This window comes from Halomonas sp. 3A7M (assembly GCF_014897875.1).
Lineage (GTDB): Bacteria > Pseudomonadota > Gammaproteobacteria > Pseudomonadales > Halomonadaceae > Vreelandella.
In genome coordinates, this window is the sequence record NZ_JABUZD010000148.1 from 1 (window position 1) to 25,120 (window position 25,120).

At 54.2% G+C, this 25,120-nt stretch carries 22 protein-coding genes and 1 tRNA gene; 7 read left to right on the forward strand and 16 right to left on the reverse strand.

Annotated elements, in window-relative coordinates; genetic code table 11:
• Positions 1 to 89 precede the first annotated feature (89 nt).
• The gene (locus tag INT19_RS13015; protein ID WP_193061085.1) at positions 90 to 455 is read left to right on the forward strand and encodes a Rieske (2Fe-2S) protein; all 366 of its coding nucleotides are present in this window, start codon (positions 90 to 92) and stop codon (positions 453 to 455) included.
• A gap of 71 nt (positions 456 to 526) precedes the next feature.
• On the opposite strand, the gene INT19_RS13020 is transcribed toward INT19_RS13015, so the two are convergent.
• The 3 genes from INT19_RS13020 to INT19_RS13030 are packed head-to-tail and all read right to left on the reverse strand — an operon-like array spanning position 527 to position 4,060.
• The gene (locus INT19_RS13020) at positions 527 to 1,933 is read right to left on the reverse strand and encodes a Na+/H+ antiporter NhaC family protein (RefSeq protein ID WP_193061086.1); all 1,407 of its coding nucleotides are present in this window, start codon (positions 1,931 to 1,933) and stop codon (positions 527 to 529) included.
• 33 nt (positions 1,934 to 1,966) lie between these two features.
• Positions 1,967 to 3,256 (reverse strand): NAD(P)/FAD-dependent oxidoreductase, encoded by a 1,290-nt coding sequence (locus INT19_RS13025; protein WP_193061087.1) that lies wholly within the window; start codon positions 3,254 to 3,256, stop codon positions 1,967 to 1,969.
• A gap of 6 nt (positions 3,257 to 3,262) precedes the next feature.
• Positions 3,263 to 4,060, reverse strand: coding sequence for an IclR family transcriptional regulator (locus tag INT19_RS13030; RefSeq protein ID WP_226912830.1), 798 nt, complete (start codon positions 4,058 to 4,060; stop codon positions 3,263 to 3,265).
• A gap of 249 nt (positions 4,061 to 4,309) precedes the next feature.
• Between INT19_RS13030 and INT19_RS13035 the strand changes: the two genes are divergently transcribed.
• The gene (locus INT19_RS13035) at positions 4,310 to 5,236 is read left to right on the forward strand and encodes a YihY/virulence factor BrkB family protein (protein ID WP_193061089.1); all 927 of its coding nucleotides are present in this window, start codon (positions 4,310 to 4,312) and stop codon (positions 5,234 to 5,236) included.
• 91 nt (positions 5,237 to 5,327) lie between these two features.
• Here the strand turns inward: INT19_RS13035 and INT19_RS13040 are convergent, their stop codons facing one another.
• From INT19_RS13040 to INT19_RS13065, 6 genes are all read right to left on the reverse strand, one after another.
• Positions 5,328 to 7,460, reverse strand: coding sequence for a TRAP transporter permease (locus INT19_RS13040; RefSeq protein WP_193061090.1), 2,133 nt, complete (start codon positions 7,458 to 7,460; stop codon positions 5,328 to 5,330).
• An 80-nt stretch (positions 7,461 to 7,540) separates the two neighbouring features.
• Positions 7,541 to 8,566 (reverse strand): TAXI family TRAP transporter solute-binding subunit, encoded by a 1,026-nt coding sequence (locus tag INT19_RS13045; protein ID WP_193061091.1) that lies wholly within the window; start codon positions 8,564 to 8,566, stop codon positions 7,541 to 7,543.
• A gap of 239 nt (positions 8,567 to 8,805) precedes the next feature.
• On the reverse strand, positions 8,806 to 10,188 hold the full coding sequence (locus INT19_RS13050; RefSeq protein ID WP_193061092.1) for a sigma-54-dependent transcriptional regulator: 1,383 nt from the start codon (positions 10,186 to 10,188) through the stop codon (positions 8,806 to 8,808).
• Entirely contained in the window at positions 10,185 to 11,951 is a 1,767-nt protein-coding gene (locus INT19_RS13055; protein WP_193061093.1) for a sensor histidine kinase, read from the reverse strand. The genes INT19_RS13050 and INT19_RS13055 overlap by 4 nt, the downstream gene beginning before the upstream one ends.
• 116 nt (positions 11,952 to 12,067) lie before the next feature.
• The gene (locus INT19_RS13060) at positions 12,068 to 13,096 is read right to left on the reverse strand and encodes a cyclase family protein (RefSeq protein ID WP_193061094.1); all 1,029 of its coding nucleotides are present in this window, start codon (positions 13,094 to 13,096) and stop codon (positions 12,068 to 12,070) included.
• Positions 13,093 to 13,998: a 3-hydroxyacyl-CoA dehydrogenase NAD-binding domain-containing protein gene (locus INT19_RS13065; RefSeq protein ID WP_193061095.1), complete on the reverse strand. Its 906-nt coding sequence runs from the start codon at positions 13,996 to 13,998 to the stop codon at positions 13,093 to 13,095. Before INT19_RS13065 ends, INT19_RS13060 begins: the two co-directional genes overlap by 4 nt.
• A gap of 165 nt (positions 13,999 to 14,163) precedes the next feature.
• On the opposite strand from INT19_RS13065, the gene INT19_RS13070 reads away from it, so the two are divergent.
• Genes INT19_RS13070 through catC form a run of 3 tightly spaced genes read left to right on the forward strand, consistent with a single transcriptional unit; the run spans position 14,164 to position 16,171 of the window.
• Entirely contained in the window at positions 14,164 to 15,498 is a 1,335-nt protein-coding gene (locus INT19_RS13070) for a short-chain fatty acid transporter (protein ID WP_193061096.1), read from the forward strand.
• Between the two features lie 46 nt (positions 15,499 to 15,544).
• A complete protein-coding gene (locus INT19_RS13075; protein WP_193061097.1) occupies positions 15,545 to 15,841 on the forward strand; it encodes a YciI family protein in 297 nt (98 codons plus the stop codon).
• Positions 15,842 to 15,880: 39 nt separating this feature from the next.
• Entirely contained in the window at positions 15,881 to 16,171 is a 291-nt protein-coding gene (gene catC, locus INT19_RS13080; RefSeq protein ID WP_125752521.1) for a muconolactone Delta-isomerase, read from the forward strand.
• Positions 16,172 to 16,340: 169 nt separating this feature from the next.
• Here catC and INT19_RS13085 read toward each other — a convergent pair whose 3' ends face one another.
• The 6 genes from INT19_RS13085 to INT19_RS13110 form a co-directional block, all read right to left on the reverse strand.
• On the reverse strand, positions 16,341 to 17,159 hold the full coding sequence (locus INT19_RS13085; protein ID WP_193061098.1) for an alpha/beta fold hydrolase: 819 nt from the start codon (positions 17,157 to 17,159) through the stop codon (positions 16,341 to 16,343).
• Positions 17,160 to 17,169: 10 nt separating this feature from the next.
• Positions 17,170 to 18,372: a 3-oxoadipyl-CoA thiolase gene (gene pcaF / locus INT19_RS13090; RefSeq protein WP_193061099.1), complete on the reverse strand. Its 1,203-nt coding sequence runs from the start codon at positions 18,370 to 18,372 to the stop codon at positions 17,170 to 17,172.
• Positions 18,373 to 18,382: 10 nt separating this feature from the next.
• Positions 18,383 to 19,156 (reverse strand): CoA-transferase subunit beta, encoded by a 774-nt coding sequence (locus INT19_RS13095; protein WP_193061100.1) that lies wholly within the window; start codon positions 19,154 to 19,156, stop codon positions 18,383 to 18,385.
• Positions 19,153 to 19,974 (reverse strand): CoA transferase subunit A, encoded by an 822-nt coding sequence (locus tag INT19_RS13100; protein WP_193061101.1) that lies wholly within the window; start codon positions 19,972 to 19,974, stop codon positions 19,153 to 19,155. The genes INT19_RS13095 and INT19_RS13100 overlap by 4 nt, the downstream gene beginning before the upstream one ends.
• 331 nt (positions 19,975 to 20,305) lie before the next feature.
• On the reverse strand, positions 20,306 to 20,749 hold the full coding sequence (gene aroQ / locus INT19_RS13105) for a type II 3-dehydroquinate dehydratase (protein ID WP_089040415.1): 444 nt from the start codon (positions 20,747 to 20,749) through the stop codon (positions 20,306 to 20,308).
• Positions 20,750 to 21,716: 967 nt separating this feature from the next.
• Positions 21,717 to 22,625: a LysR substrate-binding domain-containing protein gene (locus tag INT19_RS13110; RefSeq protein ID WP_319022098.1), complete on the reverse strand. Its 909-nt coding sequence runs from the start codon at positions 22,623 to 22,625 to the stop codon at positions 21,717 to 21,719.
• 111 nt (positions 22,626 to 22,736) lie between these two features.
• Between INT19_RS13110 and INT19_RS13115 the strand changes: the two genes are divergently transcribed.
• Positions 22,737 to 23,729 carry a YeiH family protein gene (locus tag INT19_RS13115; protein WP_193061103.1) on the forward strand — a complete coding sequence of 331 codons (993 nt, stop codon included), beginning with the start codon at positions 22,737 to 22,739 and terminating at the stop codon, positions 23,727 to 23,729.
• A gap of 195 nt (positions 23,730 to 23,924) precedes the next feature.
• Positions 23,925 to 24,773, forward strand: coding sequence for a sulfurtransferase (locus tag INT19_RS13120; protein ID WP_193061104.1), 849 nt, complete (start codon positions 23,925 to 23,927; stop codon positions 24,771 to 24,773).
• Between the two features lie 217 nt (positions 24,774 to 24,990).
• Here INT19_RS13120 and INT19_RS13125 read toward each other — a convergent pair.
• A tRNA-Arg gene (locus INT19_RS13125) sits at positions 24,991 to 25,067 on the reverse strand.
• Between the last annotated feature and the right edge of the window lie 53 nt (positions 25,068 to 25,120).

The following is a 25,120-nucleotide window of genomic DNA, read 5'->3' on the forward strand; positions in this document are numbered from 1 at the left end:
TCAGACTCCAACGTTACACGAAAACTTAAGATCAGGCACTTAGCAAAAACGCTTAATAACATAATTAGCGCTGACGAAAAGGAAACACTGTGCAAGACGCTTGGCGTAACTATGCAAACGCCCCCCAAGAGGGGGCTATTATTTGCCCTTCTAATCTTATAGAAGAAGGCAATGCACACTGCATGGAAGTTATTAGTAATGATGAATCTTTCCCCGTCATTGTAACGCGCATAAATGGTTCTGTTTATTGCTACGTCAATGCCTGCCCCCACCAGTATTTACCTTTAAACTACCGGTCAGAGAGTATTATTTCGTCAGATAGAAGCCGTTTGCTATGCAGTGCCCATGGCGCAGCGTTTGATATTAAAACAGGCAACTGTTTAACGGGCGCCTTCGGTAAACTTGACGCAATACCGGTGTTTGAAGACCAAGAAGGTAATGTATGCATCGGCTAATCTAGCCATCTCAGCTCCCTATTTAAGCCCTGCGATAACCGCCTCTGGCTGTCTATCGCAGGGCTTATCGCTTATAGCGTGAGGCCGAGCAAAAGGTAAGCAGCCAAGGAGAGTATGGCAACGGCTAGCGCAAAGGGAATTTGCGTCTTGATATGGTCGATATGGTCAGAAGCAGCCCCTGTTGAGGCAAGCACTGAGGTATCCGACAACGGCGAGCAGTGATCCCCGAACACACCGCCACCCGCTACAGCCGCCACCGTGGCATATACCAGCGGTGTAATCATATCGCCGCTAAAGTTGAACGCGAGCGGCACGGCCAGCGGCATCATGATAGCGAAGGTGCCCCAAGAGGTGCCGGTCGAAAAGGCGATAACGGCAGCGATCAGAAATGTCATCGCTGGTAGTAATGCCGGCGTCAGCCAGCCACCGGTGGCTTCAACGATATAGCTGGCCGTACCCATGTCTTTGGAAAGCTGATTCAGCGAATAAGCTAACGCCAGAATAATAATGGCTGGCATTACTCCCTTCATCCCGGCCATCGAGGTTTTCATAATGTCGTTGAAGGGAATGCCCTGAAGGCGCATAACGATACCGAGAAACACCGCAGCCGCCAGAAATGCTTCCATGGTCTTGGCCGAGTCCATCACGATAAAGGTGCCTACAGCAACGCCGATCACCACCAGCACCGGGGCGAAAAAATTCCAGAATAGGTTGGTACGCGCACCGTCATAAGGCGGAATTTCTGTCAGCTCCTCGCCCACCAGCGGCTCAGCCCCATCACGCAGTACTTTGCCCTCTTCCTGAGCGCGACGCTCAGCTTCACGCATCGGTCCAAACAGTGGAATAACACCGACAATGACCAGACCCACGACCAGCACCGAGAGCCATGCATAGAGGTTAAAGGGAACCGCATGTAGAAACACGCCCATCGCCTGAGCAGCATTTTCGATGGGTCCCATGCCAATCAGCAAGCCAGAAATAAACACCGCCCAGCCAGTAATCGGAACCATCACACTCACCGGGGCGGAAGTGGAGTCCGCGATATACGCCAGCTTCTCCCGCGACACCCGATAGCGATCCGTCAGACCGCGCATGGTGCTACCGACAAACAAGGGACTGAAATAGTCGCTGAAGAAAACGAACATGCCCATCACCCAGGCGATCAACTGAACCCGCACTCGCGATAAAGCACGGCGTTCCACCCAGGCGGTAAAGTTCTGAATCGCCCCTGTGCGTTGGAAGAACGCGATCACTGTGCCGATGAAAAGCTCCAACAGCAGTATCCAGGAGAAACTGGTGGTGCCCAGGGTTTCCTTTAATAGCGTGGGAAAGCCCATCAAGCCATTGCCCAGGGTAATCACCCCAACGAAACAGGCGACTGCCAGCGAGAAAACGGTGTTGCGGGTAATAAATGCCAGCACAATAGCCAACGCCGCCGGCATGATGGACAGCAGTCCAATATGATCTTGAGGATCCATTGTCATCTCTCTTTTTATAATGGTGAGTGGGGATCAAGTTTCTTGCTTTGCCTTACGGCGCTCCATTTCACTGGTCAGGTAGAAACCCAACCGACGCACGGGATCGGGCGGCATCCAGCTAGCCTTGCCGAATAACGACGCTATATTTTCGACCGGCTGGCCCATGGCATGGCGCGCCAAAGCATCGCCAAGGAAGGTACCCTTGACGATACCCCCGCCATTGCACCCCGCTGACACATACAAACCGGGCTGGATTTCCCCCCAGAGTGGCGCACCGTTATAGGTCAGCCCGGTGGTCCCTCCCCAGACCTTGTCGAAGCGCACAGGGGTGAGTTCGGGATAGCGCTCCTCAAGGCTCGCTTTCAGTTCAGCCTCAATACGGGCGTTATCGGCTTCGCGTTCATAGCTGTAACGCGAACGAATCATCAAGCGCCCATCGGCGGTGGTGCGCAGCGTACAACCCAAGCGATGTGCGGGTAGCAGTCCCCAGGTCGTCGCAGCAATGCGTTGTCGTTCAAGCCCAGGCAAAGGCTCGGTAATAGCGGCATAGGTATAAATAGCGGTTAGCCGCGAAGGGTCTGCGCCCAAGGCCCTAGAAAACGCGTTATTGGCCAGGATTACCTGTCCAGCCGTTACTTCACCCTCGGGTGTAGTGACACGCCACTTTTTGCCATCAGGCTTGATTTGAGTCGCGGGAGAGTGCTCATGCAGTTCGATTCCGGTTTCCAATGAATCCGCTAAACCAACAATCAATGCTGCAGGCTGAACGAGATAACAGTCCGGTGAATAAATACCCTGTGTGTAGTAGCGCGTGCCAATTCGCTCAGCCAGTTGGCTAGCGCTCAAGGTCTGGTAAGAAAGGCCTGCAGCGTTAAGAAAAGCTTCATACTGGGCCAAGGCGCGCTGGCCTATCGCACTGCGGGCAGCTCGATAAGTGCCGCTACGTTCGAGTTGGCAGTCAATTCCCAGCCGTTCGACCCGCTCGCGCAGTAGCGCCATGGTTTGTCGGCTTAATGCGTTCAGTGTCTCCATGCGCTCAAGTTCTTCGGGGCGAGCATCATTGGCTAAAGCGATTTCCAGCATGAAACCAGAGTTACGCCCAGGGCTACCTTCACCCACTTGGTCGGCTTCAAGAATTTTGATGCGGTCTTCAGGCCGCGCCTGCTGCCAGGCCGTAGCTGCCGCGAAGCCGGTGTAACCGGCCCCGATGATGACGACATCCGCCTCAGTTTGGCCACGCAAGGCGGGGGTCGGCTGGCGCTCTGGAAGCCAGGCGTTCCAGCCGCACAGGCGCTGATGGGATGGATGCGTGGGTTGTGACATGACGATTTAATCCAGATACAGCAGGCCGTGGGCCTGATTAACCATAGCGGCGACTTCCTCTTGCATGCCTTGGAGTACCTCCAACTTATGGGCCGTCGTCATGCGAGATTTGAGCATTGAGCAACTCATGGCTCCCAAGGGGTGGCCACTATGGTCGAGGATGGGAATGGCTAAGCCGCAGTATTCCGGGAGTAGAGAACCTTCAACGCCACGGGCGTAGCCATGTGTTAGTAGATGGTTAATTTCGGCTTCGACATCGGCGGTGGCAATCGCGTAATCATCCCGCAATCGTGTCGCGTTGTGGTCGAGAATCTCGCCTCGCTCATCCGCACCGAGATACGCGAGCAAGGCAATCGACGCTTGGCCGACACCCAGCGGCAAGCGCCCTCCCGTCGCCCTAACGAAACTGCCCACCGGATAAGCACCGTTCTGTACTTCCAGGCAAACCGCGTAGATACCATCGCGGGCGAACAGATAGAAACTGTCTCCCCAGCGTTGTGCCAACGCCAGCAGCCTCGGTCGAGCCAAATCTCGCAATCCAGCGCCATTGCCCGCCTGAGCACCAAGCACTAGCAACTCATAGCCCAGCAGGTAACGCCCACGAATGGGGGAAGAGCGTAAAAACCCTTGCTGCTTGAGACCTTTTAACAACCGATAGAGCGTAGGACGGCTGAAACTCAGCTCATTCAGATAATCGTCGACACTCGCACCGCGGTGGCCACCACGTGCGGTAATTTGCAGTATCTGCATGGCGTGAACGAGCGTGCTGGGGCCTGATGAGGTGATGTTTTCATTTACCGGCATTATGTTTATCGTTATTTGTCTAGGTGAGCTAGAACATAGCAAGACAAATTCGCGAGTTCATCTCACTAAATGAGACACAACCATTTTCACGCGATAAATCAGATGTCGGGCAATTGACTCTGTCGAACAACGCCGATCATTGCCTATCATTTTGCCGGTCTGTGCGTCAGTCTATCCACTGGCGCTTGTTGTCACTGAACAATCACACCGCCAAGGCATAGCATTGGCGCACAAGGAGAATGGCAAACGATGGGGCGCAACCAAACGGCACTCAATGCCTTACTTCTGCTGCTGCCACGGCTGGCTCATTTTGCCTGGCGTGTCGTGTGTCATTTCCTGAAAAATCGCGGCATCCTGCTTGCCGGTGGGGTGGGTTACAACATTTTGCTCTCCATCGTGCCGCTATTTGCAGTATTGGTTGTGCTGTTAACAAAAGTGGTGGATCAACAGCATTTACTCAGCGTTCTTGCTGTACAAGCGCGCCACCTAGCACCGGCCCATGCCGAAGTGTTGATGGATGCTGTCCGCAGCCTGCTGGAGTCTCGCGACGTCATCGGCATTCTTAGCTTACCCATTCTACTGCTCTTCAGCTCCTTCGCCTTTCGCATGCTCGAAGATGCCTTGGCGATTATCTTCCATGCGCCAGAAAGCCCCCATATCAAGCGCAGTGTGTGGGTATCGGTGATGCTGCCGTACGCTTTCATGTTAGTGCTAGGGGCGGGGCTGCTGGCCTTAACGCTGGTAGTCACCCTGGCCAGCTCGCTCAATACGCTGATGATGGCGCTCTTTGAGCGGCAACTGCCGTTTGCAGGGTTTTCCGAACCAGTCCTTAACTTATTCAGTTTTGCTGGGGTTTTCTTATTGTTTAGCGCTATCTATAAGGTGCTACCGGTGGTGCGTATCGCGTTGCGCCGAGCGATCATCGGCGGCTTTATCGCGGCGCTGCTGTGGGAAGGCGTGCGGCTGCTACTGGTTTACTATTTCACTCACCTCTCGTTCGTCAACGCCGTTTACGGATCCCTAGCAACGCTGATCATTGTGCTGATCAGCCTGGAAGTCGGTGCCATCATTTTATTGCTGGGCGCACAAGTCATTGCTGAGCTAGAGCGCAATACACGCCTCGGCCTGCCTTGGCATATTGACCCAGACCGACAACCCATCACCCACCTTGATTAAGACATTACATTGAAATGCCGCCATCTTTTGATGGCGGCATTTATTTGAGCGCTATTTATAAGAGGGCGGCCCCCTTTATACTCGCCTAGTATCAGGCCATTGTATGCGCCACATGGCGGTCACGTCTGGCGCTCCACACCAGCGTCATCAGAAACAGTGCCAAGCCCAAGAAATCCAGCAGTAAGTTTCCATGGGGCCACAGCATTAAAGCACCAATGGGGAACATGGCTAGGCGCAGCCACCAGGGCAACTCGCTTTCCAGATAGCCTTCCAGCCCTGCGATAATGGCGTAAATACCGAACAACGCGAAGGCGAACACCACCAGCATTTCGGTCGGCGTCCCGGTGATCATTGGCGACCACACAAACAGCAAGGGAATGATGTAGAGGCCCTTGGCAATTTTCCAGGCGGTAAAACCAGTACGCATAGGCGGCGTTTTGGCGATAGCCGCCGCAGCGAAGGCGGTAAGGCATACTGGCGGAGTCACATTGGAGTCCTGAGATAGCCAGAAAATCACCATGTGCGCCGCCACCAGCATCATCGATATCGTGTGCGACGAAAGCGCCTGCTCGTAGAGTTGTGAACGGAAATCGTCCGGCACCACGGCCAGTAGTTGTTGGGCACTGGCAGCGTCCATCGGGGCATTCAGCGCTTCCAAGGCATCTGGCGCGGCAAGCATAAAGATCGCCCGTGCCTGCTCGGGCAAATCACCGGCCATAATCAGCTCTAACAGCTGGCTTTCCGCCATCAAACCATACAACGCAGGTGCCGATAGCGTGCCCAATACGATGTAAGCGGCCGTCACCGGCAACCCCATTCCCAGTATAAGAGAGGCCAGCGCGATCAACACAATGGTGATTAACAGGCTGCCGCCCGCCCAGTCTGAGATCATCAACGAAAAGATGTTACCAATGCCGGTCGTCGACACCACATTGACGATCAAACCAACCGTCAGCAGTAGAATGGCGGTGGAAACCATATTGCGGGTGCCCAGCACCAGGGCGTCGATGATTGCCTGAAGCTTCATGGGTGAACGTGATAGCCAGGAAGCAACGACCACCGATACGATAGCGATACCGGCAGCGTAGGTGGGGGTGAAGCCATTGACAAGGGCGACTACCAGTATCACAAGTGGCAGCAGGTAGTGCCAACCGCCCTTCAGTACGTCAATCAGCCTAGGAGCCTGTTCCATCTCTACCTTCTGGGCACCGCTACGCTTGGCTTCAATGCGCACGAACATGGCCACCGAGAGGAAGTACAGCAGAGCAGGAAGCGCAGCGACACCAATGATGGTGAGATACGAGACCTGGGTGTAAGAGGCCATGATAAAGGCACCCGCTCCCATGACGGGGGGCATAAGCTGGCCCCCAGTTGAAGCTGCGGCTTCAACGCCAGCCGCAAAACGCGGTGGAAAACCGGCCTTACGCATTAGGGGAATAGTGATCACACCGGTGGAGACTGTATTGGCCACGCTGGAGCCAGAGACCGACCCCATAAGCCCTGAAGCGAATACCGCTACAAACCCCGGGCCACCAACAAAGCGACCCGCGGCACAACGTGCCAGCTCGATGATGAACTCTCCAGCACCCGAACGTACCAGGAAGGCGCCAAAGAGAATGAACATGAAAACGTAAGACCAGGAAATCCGGGCAATCGAGCCCAGCATGCCGTCACCGCCGAGGAAGCTGCGAAACAGCACGGTTTCCCAGTTCAGCCCGGGGAAATTGAACACCCCGCCGACATAGCGCCCCCACCAGGCAACGTACGTCAGCGCAATGATACATAGCAGCGGGATAAACCAGCCGGTAGTCCGGCGGGCGAACTCAAGTACCAACCCTAAGGCAGTAATCGACACGATCCAGTCAGCCAGGGAAAAGCGTACCCCACGGGCATAAAGCGCATCCTCGAAACCGATTAAATAGAACGCACAGCCTAGGGCGGCTAGACCAAGACACACATCAACGGCGAGTAATAGGCGCTGACCACTAGCCGAGCGCGCTTTGAACATAGGCACGGAAAGCGCACACAACAGGCCGAACATACCGAAGTGTAATGCACTAACCCAAATCTCTGAGACAGTGCCCAGGGTATTGAAATAGATATGTGAGAAAGCAACGACGATGGCGAGCAAGCTCAGAATCCGCCCAAGCCAGGGGTGCTCAAGGCGCTCTGCAGCGCTGCTTGCGGATTCATCGCGCACCGTATCAGGTGTCGAATGACTCATGGTGTACCTCATAAAACTAAGTAAGGCATAGGGAGGCCATCCGCCCGGCTTATGCCAGGCAGATGCAGGACGATAGGCCTTCAGCCTTCGAGAAGATGTTCCGGAATTTCAATGCCTTGTTCTTGGAAATAGCGCGCGGCACCGGCATGCAGTGGCATCGGCAGACCGTCGAGCGCTTTCTCCAGAGCCATGTCACGCGTTGCAGGGTGAATGTTATTCAGAAACGGCAGGTTCTCGAACATGGCTTTGGTTATTTGATACACATGCTCTTCAGGAACATCGGCGTTAACCACCAGAATGTTGGGCTGGGAAATGGTATTGATCGGGGAGTCCTGACCAGGGTAAGTGTCGGCGGGAATTTCGAAAGCACTCCACACTGGGTACTGGCTGTTAATGCGTTCAAGTTGCTCAGCGGTCACGTCCAGGGTAGTAATGTCATCGCCCATATTGGCATAGGCACTGGTCACGGCGGAGGCCGGAACGCCTGCCGGTATGTTCATACCGTCTATATTGCCGTTCTGCATGGAATCAGCGCTGGCACTGTAGCCCAGGTAGGCAATATCCATCTGCTCCGGATCAATATCCAGACCGGCAAGAATTTGCCGACCAGAGCCTTCGGTACCGGAATTACGCGCACCAATGGAGAAACCGCGCCCGTATAGCTGGGCCAAGTCATCGATGGTGCCAGTATCGACAAGAGCGTCGCGCATCACAAAGTGCTCCACGTTCTGCCACAACATGGAAACTGAGCGTACGTTGTCATAGGCTTTGGGCACCGGCCCCTCACCGGACCATGCCCAGGCGCCGTAGAGCGCTTGCAGAATGCCGAATTGAGCCTGATCATCATCCATCAGGCGCAAGTTTTCCGCTGAACCCGCCGAGCTGATGGCGGAAACGGAGATGCCGTGAGTAGGCTCGAGCTTGACACGTATCAGTGTAGAAAGTGCGACGCCTACCGGATAGAACGTGCCACCGGTGGTGGCGGTGCCCATGATGTATTGTCCGTCCTGGGGAGAGTCCTGGGCGGTAACAGCGGAGACACTGACGCCGAATGCAGCGGCGGTAGCGAGACAAAGAGCGGTTTTAAGAAATTGGCGTTTCAGCATGGTGTTGCTCCCAGCTTATTGGAATTGTTGGAGTAATCACTACTCCTTCCCCAATAGAGCGAGAAGCTAGCCAACTTTAAACAAAGCCATAAAAATCAATAAATTATGATTTCACCTCTACGACAAAAGGCGAAGGCGCCTGAACGACCATCGGCCATTTTTCGCCGATGGTTTTTGCCCTCATCGGCAAAAAATGGCCGATGAATCAGCCCTAGCGCATTAACTCTTGAATCAATCGTTTAGGTCGCGAGAAAGTCTTCGCGGCGTAACTGGTGACGCTGCATTTTCTGATTGAGTGTACGGCGAGGCAGGTCGAGTTCATCGAGTACCGCTTGAATATTGCCATTATGGCGCTGTAGCGCTTCTTTCAAGACGGTAGCCTCAAATACTTCCATACGCACAGAGAGTGCAGACGCTTGATTTGGCGGCATAGGCGAGCTTTGCCAGGGCAGATCCAGCCCAAGAATAAAGCGCGTGGCAATATTGCGCAGCTCGCGGAGGTTTCCAGGCCACCGATGATTGCCGAGGGCAGTCAGCAGTTCTGTGGTGGGTTCGCGTAGCGGCCTTTCGTGAACATCAGCGGCTTGATGGCAGAAGTGACGAAACAGTAAGGGAATATCTTCGCGGCGCTCACGCAAGGGAGGAATCGCCAGCTCAGCAATCGCCAGACGATAATAAAGATCCTCGCGAAAATCTCCTTGCGAGACCATTTCCAGCAAGTTCTCTTTACTGGCCGCCACGACCCGAAGATGGAGGTGAATAACCTGGTTGCTGCCTAGCCGGGTAATTTCACCTTCCTGCAGTGCGCGCAATAGCTTAACCTGGGCAGACAGTGGCAGTGACTCTATTTCATCCAAAAAGAGGGTGCCGTGGCTAGCGGTTTCCAGCAGGCCTATACGTCGCTCTCCCGCCCCGGTAAAGGCACCTTTTTCATGCCCGAACAGCTCTGATTCAATTAATTCACTGTTCATGGCGCCACAGTTCAACGCCACAAAAGCGCCTTGGCTACCGCTGCCAAAGTCATGCAAGGCGCGAGCCACGACTTCCTTGCCGCTGCCCGTTTCACCATTGATAACCACGTTGGCGCGGCTAGCAGCTAAGTTTTCCACTTGGCGCCGCAGTAGTTGCATCAGTGCAGAATCGCCAAGCAGGCGCGTGCTTAAATAGTTATTCCGTAATGCCTGCTGTAACTGCAAGTTTTCCAGCGCCAGGGCCCGATGCTCTAGTGCTCGTCGTACACACTCCTCAAGGCGTTCAGGATCGAAGGGCTTTTGCACAAAGTCCCAGGCCCCCTGCTGAATCGCAGCAACCGCCATGGGGACATCACCGTGGCCCGTGATCAGAATCACCGGGGGCGGCGTATCGAGTGCTTGCACGGCGGCAAACAAGGCCAAGCCATCCATCTCGGGCATCTTGATATCACTGACGACGACACCGCACGGCTGGCCGTTTTGAAGTGCATTCAGCGCCTTACCGGCGCGTGAAAACGTGTGAACCTCTAATCCCGACACCTCCAACCATTGGCTAAGAGAGTCACGGACATCGGCTTCATCGTCCACTAGCCAGACGGGCAGAGAAGCAGCCGGTAGCCGAGCTAAGGTGCTAGAAGGTGCGTGCGTCATGAAGGTGTCTCCTCACCATGCGGTAATGTCAGACAAAACCAAGCGCCCCCAGCAGGGTGATTACCAGCGCTGAGTTTACCGCCAAGATCCTGAGCAATGCCGTAGCTAATAAACAGCCCCAGCCCTAAGCCTTCCCCAACCGGTTTAGTCGTAAAGAATGGGTCGAACATCTGCTCGATCACCTCTTGAGGCAAGCCAGGGCCATTGTCATGGACCGTCAACCGCACTTGCTCCGTCGTTACCTCAACATGAAGACGAATGACGCCATTGGGTATCTCATTCAAAGCATCCAGCGCATTACGCAGCAGGTTGGTGAGCAACTGCTCCAGGCGAACGTCATCGCCGCGCACCCAGAGCGACTGCTGCCAATCACCGTCACGCTCCAAACGCACTTTTTGCTGCTGGAAACGCTCCTCCAGTAGTTCTAGTACGAAGTTCAGGCTGGCCGGAAGATCCACACCCTCCTGGCTCTCGCCCTTGCGAGCAAACAGCTTTAGCTGCTCGATTAACCGAGCGAGACGTTTGCTCAATACCTGAATACGCTGGAAGTTGTCGCCTGCCATTTCCTGACGGCCGAGCGCCAACAACCGCTCACCGTTGGCAGCATAAGTGCGTATGCCTGAAAGAGGTTGATTAAGCTCATGGGCAATGCCTGCTGCCATGGTCCCCAAGGCGGCCAACTTACCCGCTTGGACCAGTTCAGCTTGCGCATCCTCTAAAGCCTGGGTGCGTTCCTGGACACGTTCTTCCAAGCGAATATTGGTTTGTTGGATGATTTTCGCCTGAGCATCACGCATGTGTTGGCGTTTTTGGCGTTCACGCAACCACAAGCCAAACAACAAAAGAGCGGAAAGCGTGACTAAGCCCGCCAGGAGTACGTTGCGAGCACTGATATAAAGTGGGCGCACTGGGCTAAGATAATGCATCGACCAACCCAGGGTAGAAAGCGGCAGGGAAGCGACCAGAAAACGCTCGCCTCCTCCTTGTGCTTGGTTGCCTATTACCAGTGTATCGTCATGCAGGCGCTGGCCGAGAGGGGAAAGCGGTTTATCGAGAAATTGACGTTGGGCACTAATCTGCGCCAATGCATCATCAGGAAGCCCATCAATGTGCTGAAACCGCCACTGCTCGCGGCTAGAAAGTATCACAACGCCATTGGCATCCGACAAAATGACGTTTTCTTGTGCTCGACGCCAATCCTCTTGAAGCGCTTCCAGTGAGACCTTAACCACCAGGACACCCGCAGAGACAGTATCGTCGCCAAAAGTAACGACATAAGAGGTGAAATAACCCGGCTGTCCGGTTGTATCACCGATCGCAAAGAATTCACCGCTACCACTCTGCATGGCATCGTAAAAATAGGGGCGGAAGTGATAATCGTGGCCAATGAAACTTTGCTCGAGTTCATAGTTGCTGCTGGCCAGGGTGACGCCTTGCTCATTCATCAGAAAAATGGCGTCAGCGCCCGAACGCTCAGCGACCTCAGCCAAGTGCTGATTAACAGGAGATAGCAATAGCTCACTGGGTTCGCGCAGGGCAGCCTGGACTAAAGGCTGCTGGGCCAGTAAGTCAGGCAGATAGGTAAAGCGCTCAAGCGCGCCTTGCAGACTACTGGTGTAGAGCGCTAGACGAGTATTCGCGTGACGTTGGGCATCCGCTTCGGCGTGGCTGTATTGCCAATGCCATAACCACCATAACCCCAAAAGGCTCAGCACGATTAAAGAGGCCAGAACCAGCGCATACAGCCAAATCTTTCTGCTCACTGTGAGTTTGCCTCAACGGTCGAATTGATCAGGCCCAAGAGCTTATCATCCAGGTGTAAGCACGCCCATTGTCGGAGGTATCTCTAACGCCCTCCAGCACAGCGGCAAACTTATCACTATGCGGTTGCCACTGGTGTCACCGGCGAGCCAATGGCACCTGGCAGCCGAAGTGGTGGCGCCGTTAGCAAGAACCGGTTGCGCTGACGGCTATGCAACCATTCTGCTAAATCTTTCAGATACCATAACTCCGCCAGCGGCAATCCGAGTTTGAACAGGCAATGATGGTGCAATGGAAGTTTAGAGCAACAGCTCGGCGCCAACTCACGATCCAAGTTTTCTACCGCATAATTATCCGCACAGATCGCCGCAATGCCGCTGTCAGTGATCCACTCCAGCAAGGCCGAATCACTGCCATCAAGCACTGCCCCGGTATTTTTCAATACCTCGGGCTGCGGCGTCCCTTGCATATCCAACAACGCCTCGGCGAACCCTGTGCGCAATACCAGCATATCGCCGCGCTCCACCACCACGTTTAGCTGTTTTAGCGCATCCATCAACTCCAGGTGCCCTACTAACGTTCTTCCTGCACCGAAAACTCTCACCAGATCGACTAATACGGCTCGGCCCTGCATGCCATGTGCCGCCAGTGTCTCGATTCCCAGTCGTCTAGCATAGGAGTCGTGCCATTGGGCCGACTCTCCGCTCAGATCGAGCACATCCTGCTCGGCCAGGTAGCCGTTGTAGTAGCGGCGTTCCGGCGTGCCATCACCATCGCCATCGAACAAAGCGCCCACATGAGCCAGGGAGTCCCACTGCGTAGAGTACTGCAACGATAGCTGAACTTGATCATCACTGATAACGTCATGCAGCGCGGGGCTATGAGTCGCCAGAGGGAAGTTGATGTACTGGTCATCACCCAAGGCTGTCGGAGTTAGCTTCGGAGGCGAGCGACGGGGGTTCAATACCTTTCCACCGGGGATATCCAGAGGTAACGACAAGCAGAATGTCACCCCTTCGTGAACTTCCTTAACACCTTTGAGCACCTGCTCGGTATCGATCAGATTGACTCGCCCCAGTTGATCGTCAGGGCCAAACTCGCCCCAATTGCTACCTTCAGGACGTTTCTTCCAGCGAGGCTGATTCATAACTTGTCTCCACCGGCATGTTGGGTAGCGATTTCAATGATACGTTGCAGGTTTTCCCGCTCCCGGGCCTGGTGCTGGGTCCGCGTCTCATCACTCCACTGGTAGAAACCTTGCCCAGCCTTGGCACCTAGACGACCTTGGGCAACGTACTCTTCAAGCAGAGCGGCAGGTTGCTGACGTGCTTCGAGATCCGCATAGAGGTAATGGGCGATATTCAGATGGGTGTCCAACCCGTTAAGGTCGCGCTGACATAATGGGCCGTTCAACGCCATACGCACACCGATAGAGTACTGCACGATATCATCCAGCGCTTCGGCCTCCACTACCCCTTTTTCCAACAGGGAGAGGCATTCACGCATCACCGCATGCTGGATCCGGTTAGCGACGAAGCCAGGTACACAGGTATTCAGTACCGCGGGGCGTTTCCCCCAACGCTTTAGCCAACCGCATACCTTTTTCACTACTGCCGCCTCGGTATGGCTGCCTGGCACCACTTCCACGGCAGGTATGATATCCGCCGGATTAAAGAAGTGCGTCCCCAGGAACCGTTGCGGCACCCGCATGGCACTTCCGATGTCATCAATCGGAATACCCGATGTATTGGTCACGATGATACAAGTATCGGCTACTTCAGACTCGATTTGCGCCACGACCTTTCGCTTAATCGCGACGTCTTCTGTCACGCTCTCGATGACAAAATCGGCACTCTTCGCCACCTCCAAATTCGTGGTAAAGCAAATAACTGCAGCACTCTCCCCCACACTCAAGCGACTGGCTTCCAATACTTGCGGGTTGGTATCAACCACAGTGACCTTGACACCATGCGTCGCCATTAACTTGGCCAGCGTAGTGCCCATGGTTCCCGCACCTACCACAGCAGCTTGCAATGAACCGTCCTGCATCAGTATTTCCTCCTTCGCCTAGCTTGAGACCATACAAGTGCTAGACAAATGTCGCATTGAATAAAGTTGGTCTTAGGTCAAAGATCACTCACGAAAAACGAACTTATGTACGCTATGCGTACACAATAGCCAATGACAGACACGCCGACAATAAGAGGGCTTCCTATGAATGCGCTGGCAAATTTCTTCACCCGGCTCGTTAACCGCTATATGCCCGATCCTCTCGTCATCGCTATCCTTCTAACCATGCTCACAATGCTCCTGGCAGTGCTAATGCAGGGCACCAGTCCCTTGAATGCAGTGCGATATTGGGGCGATGGTTTCTGGGACTTGCTGGCCTTCAGCATGCAAATGACGGTCATCCTCCTAGCGGGCTACATCCTGGCCAAAACGCCCTTAGTTGACGGCGCACTCAACCGCGTCGCAGCACGCGTTACAACGCCCTTCGTCGCGATTGTTGTTGCCACTCTGGTGGGAGGTATCGGTAGCTGGCTCAACTGGGGCTTCGGCTTGGTCATCGGCGGTATAGTCGCCCAGAAATTGGCGCTTAACGTAAAGGGCTTACATTACCCATTAGTGATCGCTGCGGCGTATTCTGGCTTTGCTCTTTATGGTATCGGCCTGTCTGGCAGCGTGCCGCTACTGATCGCCACCGAAGGACACTTTCTTCAGGATACGATTGGATTAATCCCACTGAGCGAAACAATTTTCTCGCCCATTCTTTTGATCACCAGCGCCCTTATTCTTCTCACTCTTCCGTTCTTCAATGCCTGGCTGCATCCCAAGCAAGCCAAAGATATCGTCGAAATCGACCCAACCACGGTAGCCAAGCCCTCCGTCGCTCCGCTTCCCAACGACACAAAAACCACCATCGCCGAACGCTTGAATCGCAGCAAATTAGTGGGCATTGGCATTGGCGCGCTAGGCATGCTGTATATTGCACTGTATGCATTAGATGGCGGTTCGCTGAACCTCAATACCGTCAATTTCGCCTTCTTGTTTTTGGGGATATTGCTATTTGCCTCGCCTGCCAACTACCTAGCCGCTTTGACGGATGGGATTCGTATCGTCTCTGGCATCATCGTGCAATACCCTTTCTACGCGGGGATCATGGGAATTCTCGTGGGGTCGGGGCTGGTGGTTTCGTTCGCCAATACCTTTGTTGATATCTCCAGTGCGCAAACCTTGCCTATCTGGTCATTCATCAGCGGCGCCATCATCAACCTGCTGGCACCATCCGGTGGCGGCCAATGGGCTGTCCAAGGTCCTGTTATGGTTCAAGCCGCCACAGAACTTGGTGCTTCCCAGGCAGCCACGGCGCTGGCCGTCCAAATTGGTGACCAATGGAGCAACATGGTTCAGCCGTTCTGGATCCTGCCGGTGTTAGCCATCTCCGGCTTGAAGTTACGTGATGTGATGGGCTACATGGTGCTGATCCTAATCTACCTCGGGGTCATCTACGCCAGCGCGATGCTGATTTGGGGCTACCTCGGCGCCTAACGGCTCTTATCTACGCTTAACGACTCTTGACTTACGGGACTGCCCCATGCCTTTTTTGATCGAAACCTTCGACAAGCCCAGCCGTCAGGCCCTACGCCTGGAGGTACGCCAAGCCCACCTGGAGTATCTGGATGCCAACGTAGTGACCTTATTGGCCTGTGGCGCCAAGCTTTCCGATGATGGCGAAACGGCGTCTGGCGGTATCTACCTAGTCGACTTGGATAGCCGCGAGGAGGCCGAGCACTTCATCGAGTCCGACCCATTCCACCAGGCGGGGCTATTTGCCGAGGTTAAAATCGTGCGCTGGCGACAAGCCTATTTAAATCGAAAAAACACTCTGTAGCGCGAATACCTGTAGCACAACTACCCATGGAGAAGTGCAATGCTGTTTCATGTAGAAATGGTCGTAAAACTGCCGTCGGATATGCCCGCCGAGCAAGTGGCTGACATCAAAGCAAAGGAGAAAGCCTACTCTCAGGAGCTACAACGGCAAGGCAAATGGCGCCACCTATGGCGGATCGCTGGCAGTTACGCCAACGTCAGCATCTTCGACGTCAGTGACAATGCTGAACTCCACGATCTGATTAGCGGTTTGCCGCTGTTTCCTTATATGGATATCCATGTAAAGCCATTATGCCGTCATCCCTCTTCTGTACACCAAGGTGACGCGTAATAGCTAACGAGCGCGGCAGATCGTCGAATCTACAGAAGCGCTAACGCCATGCCCACCAACCGCTAGAGCATCGTAGTGTGTCTCTAGCGGTTGGTGGGCATGAGGGGTATGTGGTTATAGGAGTGCTTCTCTCTGCCTATACCTACTTGCGAGCCTCCAGTCCGAAGGCTTACGCCACACTGTGGTTCGAGGCGGTTAAAAGCACAGCCATAAGTTTTTGCGCAAACAGCACCGGAGCCTCTACCGACGGCACATGACCCACACCGTCAAATATCTCCAACGGTGCGCCGTCGAGTTCCGCAGCCAGAGCTTCCAGCGTCGCGGGCGGCGTGGCCATATCTTCGCTGCCGCCAAACAGCTGTATCCTGACCTTATGAGAGGCGCTCTTACCAGAAAGCTTTCCAGAAAACGTATCACGACCAAGCATTTCGCACAGTTGGGCGTAAGATTCATCGTCGCCACGGCCCATCTGTGTGCACCAGCCCGCTTTCAACGCAGGGCTTGCTTCAAACGCCTGAGGTGCAAACCAGCGCGGCACGATCTCTTCAGACATCGCTGCCAAGCCTTCTTGGCGCACCCGCCCTGCGCGGGTGTTCCAGAGATTAGGATTACCGATCACTGCGCCGGTATTGGTCAACGTGGCAGAGAGCAGCCGATCGCTATGCTCAGCAATCAACTGCTGGCCAACCACACCCCCAATGGACGTACCGGCAAAGTGAAAGCGCTGCGCGCCCGCAAGCTCTACCAGCGCCAATGCCTCCGCCGCTAGGTCAGCAGGGGTGATTTGTGCACCGCTGACCGCTTGGCTGGCACCGTGGCCGGGGAGATCCCAGGTCAGCACCCGATAGCGAGCCAGCAGTGCGGGAATCACGTCATCCCATACTGCCTGGCTCATGCCCAAAGGATGCGCCAGTACGACCAGCGGGTTCACTTCTGCGCCAAGCAGGCGATAAGCCACACTGCGGCCATTGATAGTATGAAAGGCCATGCTACCTCCGTTAAACGCGTTCAATCAGCGTGGCGATACCCTGGCCCACGCCTACACACATGGTGCACAATGCATAGCGCTTGCCGCTGTTTTGCAGCTCGTGAGCAGCGGTCATTAACAAGCGCGCACCGGACATACCCAGCGGGTGACCCAGGGCAATCGCGCCGCCGTTGGGGTTGACGCGAGGGTCGTCGTCTTTAAGGCCCAAGTCGCGCATACAGGCCAGCGCCTGGGCGGCAAACGCTTCGTTGAACTCAAACACATCAATATCGTTCATGGTGATACCGGTACGTTTGAGCAGTTTTTGCACAGCGGGTACCGGGCCATAGCCCATGATGCGCGGCTCAACGCCAGCGGTGGCCATGCCGATGATTTTCGCCATCGGCTTAAGACCGTGTTGCTTAACCGCGGCCTCGCTGGCTACCAGCATGGCGGCAGCGCCATCGTTAACTCCCGAGGCGTTGCCAGCGGTGACGCTACCACCTTCACGGAACGGCGTAGGCAACCCTGCCAGTTTTTCCAGGGAGGTTTCCCGCAGGTGCTCATCCTGATCAAAGATTAGCGGCGCCTGCTTGCGGCGGGGAATCTCGATGGCGGTGATCTCTTGGGCAAAGCGCCCCGCTTTTTGGGCGGCAGCGGCTTTCTGCTGAGAGCGTAGGGCAAAGGCATCCTGATCTTCCCGAGAGATAGTGAACTGCTCGGCGACGTTTTCCGCCGTTTCTGGCATCGAATCAACACCGTAGGCTTTCTTCATCAGCGGGTTGATAAAGCGCCAGCCGATGGTGGTATCTTCGATCTTTTGCCCGCGCGCAAAAGCGCCTTCAGCCTTTCCCATCACGTAGGGCGCTCGCGACATGGACTCCACGCCGCCTGCCAGTGCCAGCTCCATTTCGCCCGCTTTAATCGCGCGAAACGCGGTACCGACCGCGTCCATGCCCGAGCCGCACAGGCGGTTCATGGTCGTGCCGGGCACCGAAGTCGGGATGCCCGCCAGCAGCGACGACATACGCGCCACATTGCGGTTATCTTCACCGGCCTGGTTGGCGCAGCCCATAAACACTTCGTCAATGGCAGCAGGGTCGAGATCCGGCGCTTCCGCCAGTACGGCTTTAAAGATCGTCGCGGCGAAATCATCGGGGCGCACGCTGGCCAAGGTACCAGCGAAGCGGCCAATGGCAGTGCGGCGCGGGTGGCATAAATAGACATCACTCATACAAAGCTCCTTATTCGCCCGCGTGGGCCCGCTCGGTGCGTGCTTTCAGTTCGCGCAATATTTTAAGCTCGTTGGAATTCGGTTCCGGCGTGCTCTCTAACTGTTCGGCAAAGCGTATATCCCAGCCGGTCGCATCAGTCACTTGTTCACGGGTGACGCCAGGATGCAGCGATACCACTACCAGCTCTTTGGTATCCGGATCGGGCTTCATCACGCACAGGTCAGTAATGACACGGGTAGGGCCTTTGCCAATATTAGGCACGTTATCGCGCCCCTTGCCGTCACGTCCAAAGCCTAGCGTGGTGACGAAATCGACATCTTTCACAAACGCGCGCTTTGAGTGCTTCAAGGTAATAAACACTTCACCTGCATTGGTGGCGATTTCCGGTGCACCGCCGCCGCCTGGCAAACGAACCTTGGGCGCTTTGTAATCACCGATCAGCGTGGTGTTAAGGTTGGCAAAGCGGTCGATTTGCGCAGTGCCTAAAAAGCCCACATTGACTTTGCCACCCTGTAACCAGTAACGGAACATTTCTGGCACGGCCACCGTGGTCAACGCTGATTCGCACAGCTCACCGTCACCAATAGAGAGCGGCAGAATCTCAGGCTTGGTTTGCAGGGTGCCGGACTCATAAATCAGCACTACCTCAGGCGCATGGGTTAGGCGTGCCAGGTTGGCGGCTTCAGAAGGTAGACCAATACCCACAAAGCAGGTCATGCCATTTTCTAACGCACGGGCAGCGGTCACAGTCATCATTTCAGAAGAGGTGTATTCCTGACTCATTTGGCTTGCTCCTCTGCACCGTAGATATTCTTGTCGATCCATTGCGTAAAGGTATCGCGGTCACGAGCAATGGCATCCCACTCTTTATAGAAGCGGTTGCTGCGACCGTAGTAGCCATGGGTATACGAAGGCAGTGCGCCCTTTTCTGCCACGGCAACAGCACTAATCGCCCAGCCAGGAATCACGCAAGCATTGGGATGAGCGTTCAGGTCATCGACAATCTCTTCCACGGTGACAATGCTGTGCTTAGCAGCCAACACCGCCTCTTTCTGTACGCCAACAATACCTTCCACCAGCACATTACCTTGTCGATCTGCCCGTTGAGCGTGAATGATCGACACATCCGGCCGCACAGCAGGAACCGCTGCTAGGCGTTCACCGGTAAATGGGCACTCAATAAATTTGATTTGGTCATTCACGCTCGGCAGCTCGCTACCGACATAGCCACGCAGCACAGCCATCGGCAGGCCAGCAGCCCCGGCCTCAAAGGCGCAGGCCATCGCGGCATGACTGTGCTCAAGAATCTCAATTTTGCGCGGCCAGCCTTTCTCAACCGCATCGCGCAGTCGATGCAGCGAGCCCACGCCGGGGTTACCGCCCCAGGAGAAGATCACCTTTTTAGCACAGCCCGCGCCAATCAACTGGTCGTAGATGATATCGGGGGTCATGCGGATCAGCGTCAGGTCGCGCTTTTTCTGACGGATCACTTCGTGGCCCGCGGCAAACGGAATCAGGTGGGTAAAGCCCTCCATGGCAACGGTGGCGCCATCTTCGACGTAGCGCGCTACCGCGTCATGCAAGCTCAAGAACTCAGCCATAGGTCTCCTCCTGGCAGTGACTCTCGACAAGTTCGAATAACGAACTTTGATTTGTAGTGCGAACAATTTACTCCCGTCATATTCACTCGTCAAACCCCACCAAGCACGCATACAAAAGGGGAGGCTAAGCCTCCCCTTTCGTCAACATAGGTAAAAACCCTGTCATTTCAGATAATTATTCATTCTTCAGACAAGCAGCCGCACGCGCTACTTGGCGTAAGCTACTACCAAGGTATAGCGTCGGGTCACAGGCGTTACGCAGCTCTTCATGAAGGAGGTATCTTTATGGTCTTTCTACTGCTTTTTGCCCTCGTACTGCTTCGCGTACCGTTTAAACGCAGGATTTTATGATGGCGTTTAAAGCGGCCTGGTAACCCTCCGTCCCAAGCCCCGCAATGACCCCATCTGCCCGCTGCGAGACATAGGAGTGATGACGAAAGCTTTCGCGTTTATGAACATTTGAGATATGCACCTCAATGACCCTACCTTCAAAGGCATTGAGCGCATCCAGGATAGCGACAGACGTATGGGTATAGGCGGCTGGGTTTATGATGATAGCTAGCGTGCCATCGAGACGCGCCGCATGGATGGCGTCAATTAATTCGCCCTCGTGATTGCTTTGAAAACAGCTGATATCCCAGCCCTGTCTCTCAGCTGTTTCAGCCAAAGCATTATTAACATCGTCCAGCGTCTCATAACCGTAAACGTCTGGTTGGCGAACACCTAAAAGATTTAAGTTAGGTCCGTGAAGAACCGTTACTTTTGGTTGTCCCACTGCTCATCTCCTTTCGTCGCATTACGTCACCCCACCTATTGCTGCCCGGTGGTGGAGCAAAGGATACTCCGCAGCATATCAAGGAAAGGGAATTGTTTGGACAATGCCGCTATGTAGAGTTTTTTTCGGCACCCTGAAGACCGAATACTTCGAACTGAACCGATTCTTCACCATTGAGCAGTTGAAACGAGGCATTGCCGAAACCATCCATCAAACCTAAAAGGTCAGTGTGCAGTAACTTTTCCCACACCTTCTAGTTAACGTTCCAGTGCTAAGCGGGCACAGGGAACGTCGACTGTAATAGCTCGATTGAAGGCGGGGAGATTTACTGTAGTATCGTCGAACGCAGCGGACCTACGGCGTCTCAGTCAGTGCGGGTCTGGGGCAACAAGTTCGCAATGCATTAACCCCGAAGGACACGGCTTTCCTTTCAAGAAGGGAAAAGCATGTTTGATAAGCCTAAAAGCTCAGGAAAGCGTCTCAAGCCTTTAGGCTACTTGAGTTACTTCAGCTCAACTTCAACAAAAGAAAAAGCGTTCTCGCCAATATTGATGACATTATGTTCGGTGCCTTCTAATTTAAAGAGAAATTTTATTGAGTAGTGAACCGCTATTATGGGGTTAGTTTTTATTGTCCCGTGAGAAAGCGCTGATGCACCTAAACAATAGCTTCTACAACCGATAAGTGTTTGGCCTGCGGTGTACTGTCAATTAACCTGACGTGCACCACAGGCTTCTCTGGGAACAAATCGCCGTCGTTAAGGCATCTGCCTCAATTGATCCAAAGCTTTTTTATAGTGGGCTCGCGCTGCTAACGCCTCTTCAAGCGTGACTTTTAAGAAGCGTACTTTCTGATGAGCTTCTGATGTGACCGAATTGATGCCATTTACTGGCAGCCTGAGCGTGAAAAGCAGTGTCACCGATAGGCTCTGTGCACAACACATATTAGCTGTACATTTCGAACCCAGTTATTGTGGCCTGCCTGGCTTCGGAGGATTGCCATGATTATCGATCAAAAAAACCTTAAACGCTTGCCACAACGGGCTCCGATAACGCTCTGGATGCCACACCAATGAAAAAATCCTGGTTAGCTTTAACCCACTGTTCAGCGAAACCAATTCTCCTCTTTCAAGCTCCCCTTCCACACTGCGATGAGAGAGGCAGCCCAAACCGAGGCCAGCTTTCACTGCTTGCTTGATGGCTTCATGCTGGCTGAGCTCCATACGCACCTGCAATCGTTCGACATGATGTAACACAGCGGCTTCAAATACTTCGCGCGTGCCTGATCCAGGTTCGCGCAGTATCCAGGCGGCAGCTCTGATATCAGCGTCATCAAGCCACTCCTTCCTGGCAAGGGGATGCTGTGGGAAACAGACAATCACAAGCTGGTCTTCGCACCATGTTTCACTCTTCAGGCGCGATTCGTGGCACTGCCCTTCGATCAGCCCCAAATCAGCATCAAAACGCAGCAGATCTGTAATCACCTCTCCCGTGTTACGCAATCGTAGCCGAAGATCCACCCTCGGGTTCTGATTGCTGAAGTATCCAGCCAGAGGGGGGAGCAGATAGGTACCTGTGGTAGCGCTGGCCGATATATTAAGCGTGCCCTGCAATTGGCTTTCAGGATCCTCAGCGACAGCAACAAAATCGGCCATACCTTCCAGAAGGCGCTCAGCACGGGGTAACAGGTAGCTTCCCATACTATTGAGCTGTAAGCGTCGGCCAAGCCGCTCGAAGAGCTCGACACCCAGATGACGCTCAAGATCTGAGAGCGATTGGCTAATAGTCGATTGAGACAGCTTCAAGTGATCAGCAGCAGCAATAACAGTGCCGTCACGAGCAACAGCGACAAAAACCTGTAACTGGCGAAAAGTCACATGAGGGGTCATATATCGTTTTTACCGAACAGCCATATGGTTATATGCTGATAACCATAAAGTATTTTTGTCCCTATGCTAGCCACGTATGCACCAACAAGAGAAAGCATCATGTGGCAAGGTCTGATTCTGTGTAGCACATTAACATTGGCAGGTTTTGGCTTGGCTAACCTCCCCGGACTCGCTTCCAAAGGTATTAGTCCATTGGTATTCGCCTTACTGTTAGGCTTGGTTGTGGGTAACCTACCTCTTGCACACCGCCTTCCAAGTACTCAACCTGGGCTAACATTCGCCACTCGCTGGCTGCTGCGGGGTGGCATTGTACTGTTTGGCCTGTCATTAACCCTGCAACAAGTCTTCGCCCTTGGCTTTAAGGTGTTGCTGTTGGATCTGGTGGTGATCTGCAGTGTTCTCATCATCGGCTATCAAATCGGCACCCGCATACTGGGTATGGATCGTGAAACAACACTATTAACAAGTGCAGGCAGTGCCATCTGCGGTGCCGCGGCGGTGCTCGCCACCGAAACGGTCATTCGTTCACGGCCCGCGGCCTCCTCCATAGCAGTCGCCACTGTCGTGCTGTTCGGCACAATGGGAATGCTTGTCTACCCTCTTTTATACCCGCTTGCAGGAATGAACGAAGGTCTCTTTGGTGTCTATATCGGTGCGACTGTCCACGAAGTCGCCCAGGTCGTGGCCGCTGCTGATGCGGTGGGCCCCGAGGCATTGGCCAGTGCGGTCATTGTCAAAATGGTTCGCGTGATACTGCTGCTGCCCTTCCTATTGATCGTCGGGCAATGGTGGCTTCGTCAGCAGGCCAGTGAATCAGGGTCAGCAGCGGGCAAGCCGGTGATCCCCTGGTTTGCCTTCGGCTTCATCGCCATGATTGTGTTCAACAGTATTATCCACTTGCCTAGCGGCCTCCATCAGATACTCGTTCTGGCGGGTCAGATTGCGTTGACCATGGCCATGGCCGCACTGGGGTTTGAAACCCGAATCGAAAAGCTCAAGGAGTTGGGTATCCGCCCTTTTATACTGGGGTTCATCCTGTTTGGCTTACTTCTGGTAGGGGGTGGCCTAGCCAGTCAGCTTCTGATGGGCTGAACAACCTGCGCGATATCACGCTCTTATCCGACTATGCCGATAAACACCGCGCGACCGGCAAGCCAATTCACTTAGTAGGCGTGGAGTTTTCAAGCGCTCGACGGCAGATAGCAGCGTTTGCGGTAGAGATGCTATAACACATTTCTGCTTAGCGCCCGAATAACACAAACTGCCAGCACCTGATCGGAGAACATCATGTCATCCCCCCTCGTGACGACCCAATGGCTGCAAGACAACCTAGATAATGAACGGTTAGTGCTGATCGATGCGAGCATGGCGACGGTGATTGGTAAAGAGCCTATCGTCTATGATCGCCCGGTGTGGATACCGGGTAGCCGCCAGATCGATCTTGAAGGCGTGCTTTGTGACACCGGCTCTTCTATGACCCACGCCTTTCCAACAGAGGAACAAGTCACTAGGGAAGCTCAACGGCTAGGCATTACGACCGAAAGCCTAGTCGTATTATACGATAATCAAGGCATCTATTCGGCGCCTCGGGCCTGGTGGATTTTCCGGTCAATGGGCGTTAAACACGTTTTTGTTCTGGATGGAGGATTGCCACAGTGGCTAGCCGAACAGCGGGACGTTGTTTCTACCATCACGGAAACGACAACCAAGCCAGGCAACTTCGTCGCCAACCTTGATCACAGTCGAGTGCGAAACTCAGCGTACGTTTTGCACCATCTGGACGATAGCCGAGTAACCGTTGTTGATGCCCGATCACGTTCACGTTTCCTGGCACAGGTGCCTGAACCCCGCCCTGGGGTGCGCAGTGGCCATATCCCCAATTCTCATAATCTGCCGTTTACAGAGGTGCTAGAGGGAAATTGTTTTAAACCTGTTAGCGAGCTGAAGGCAATCTTCATAACGCTTGCTCCGTCTCTCCAATCTAACAATGAACCCCAACTGGTGTTTTCCTGTGGCTCGGGCATCACCGCCTGTATCCTTCTGCTGGCTGCCGAACTAGCGGGATACCATCAGCTATCGTTGTACGACGGTTCTTGGGCAGACTGGGGGAGCGATGAATCACTCCCAGTGGCTTAGGCTTTGTATGAATGGCTCTGACCAATAGCAATGGACGCTTCACAAACCTCTACGCAAGCAGCAAGCGTCGGGCTTGAATTCGCTACACTCCAAGCACACAGAGGCTATGGGTCTCAACACGATGGCGAACGCTACGAAGTGCATAAAGGAACCAAAGGTGGGAAAACAGGGTGCCAACAAAAAAGCCCACGATTTCTCGTGGGCTTTTTCATTAATTTGGCGCGCCCGGTAGGAATTGAACCTACGACCTTCGGCTTCGGAGGCCGACACTCTATCCAACTGAGCTACGGGCGCTTTGGGTGCGTATCGTACCCGTGTGGGCGCGCTGTGTCCAGCTAGTCAGCGGT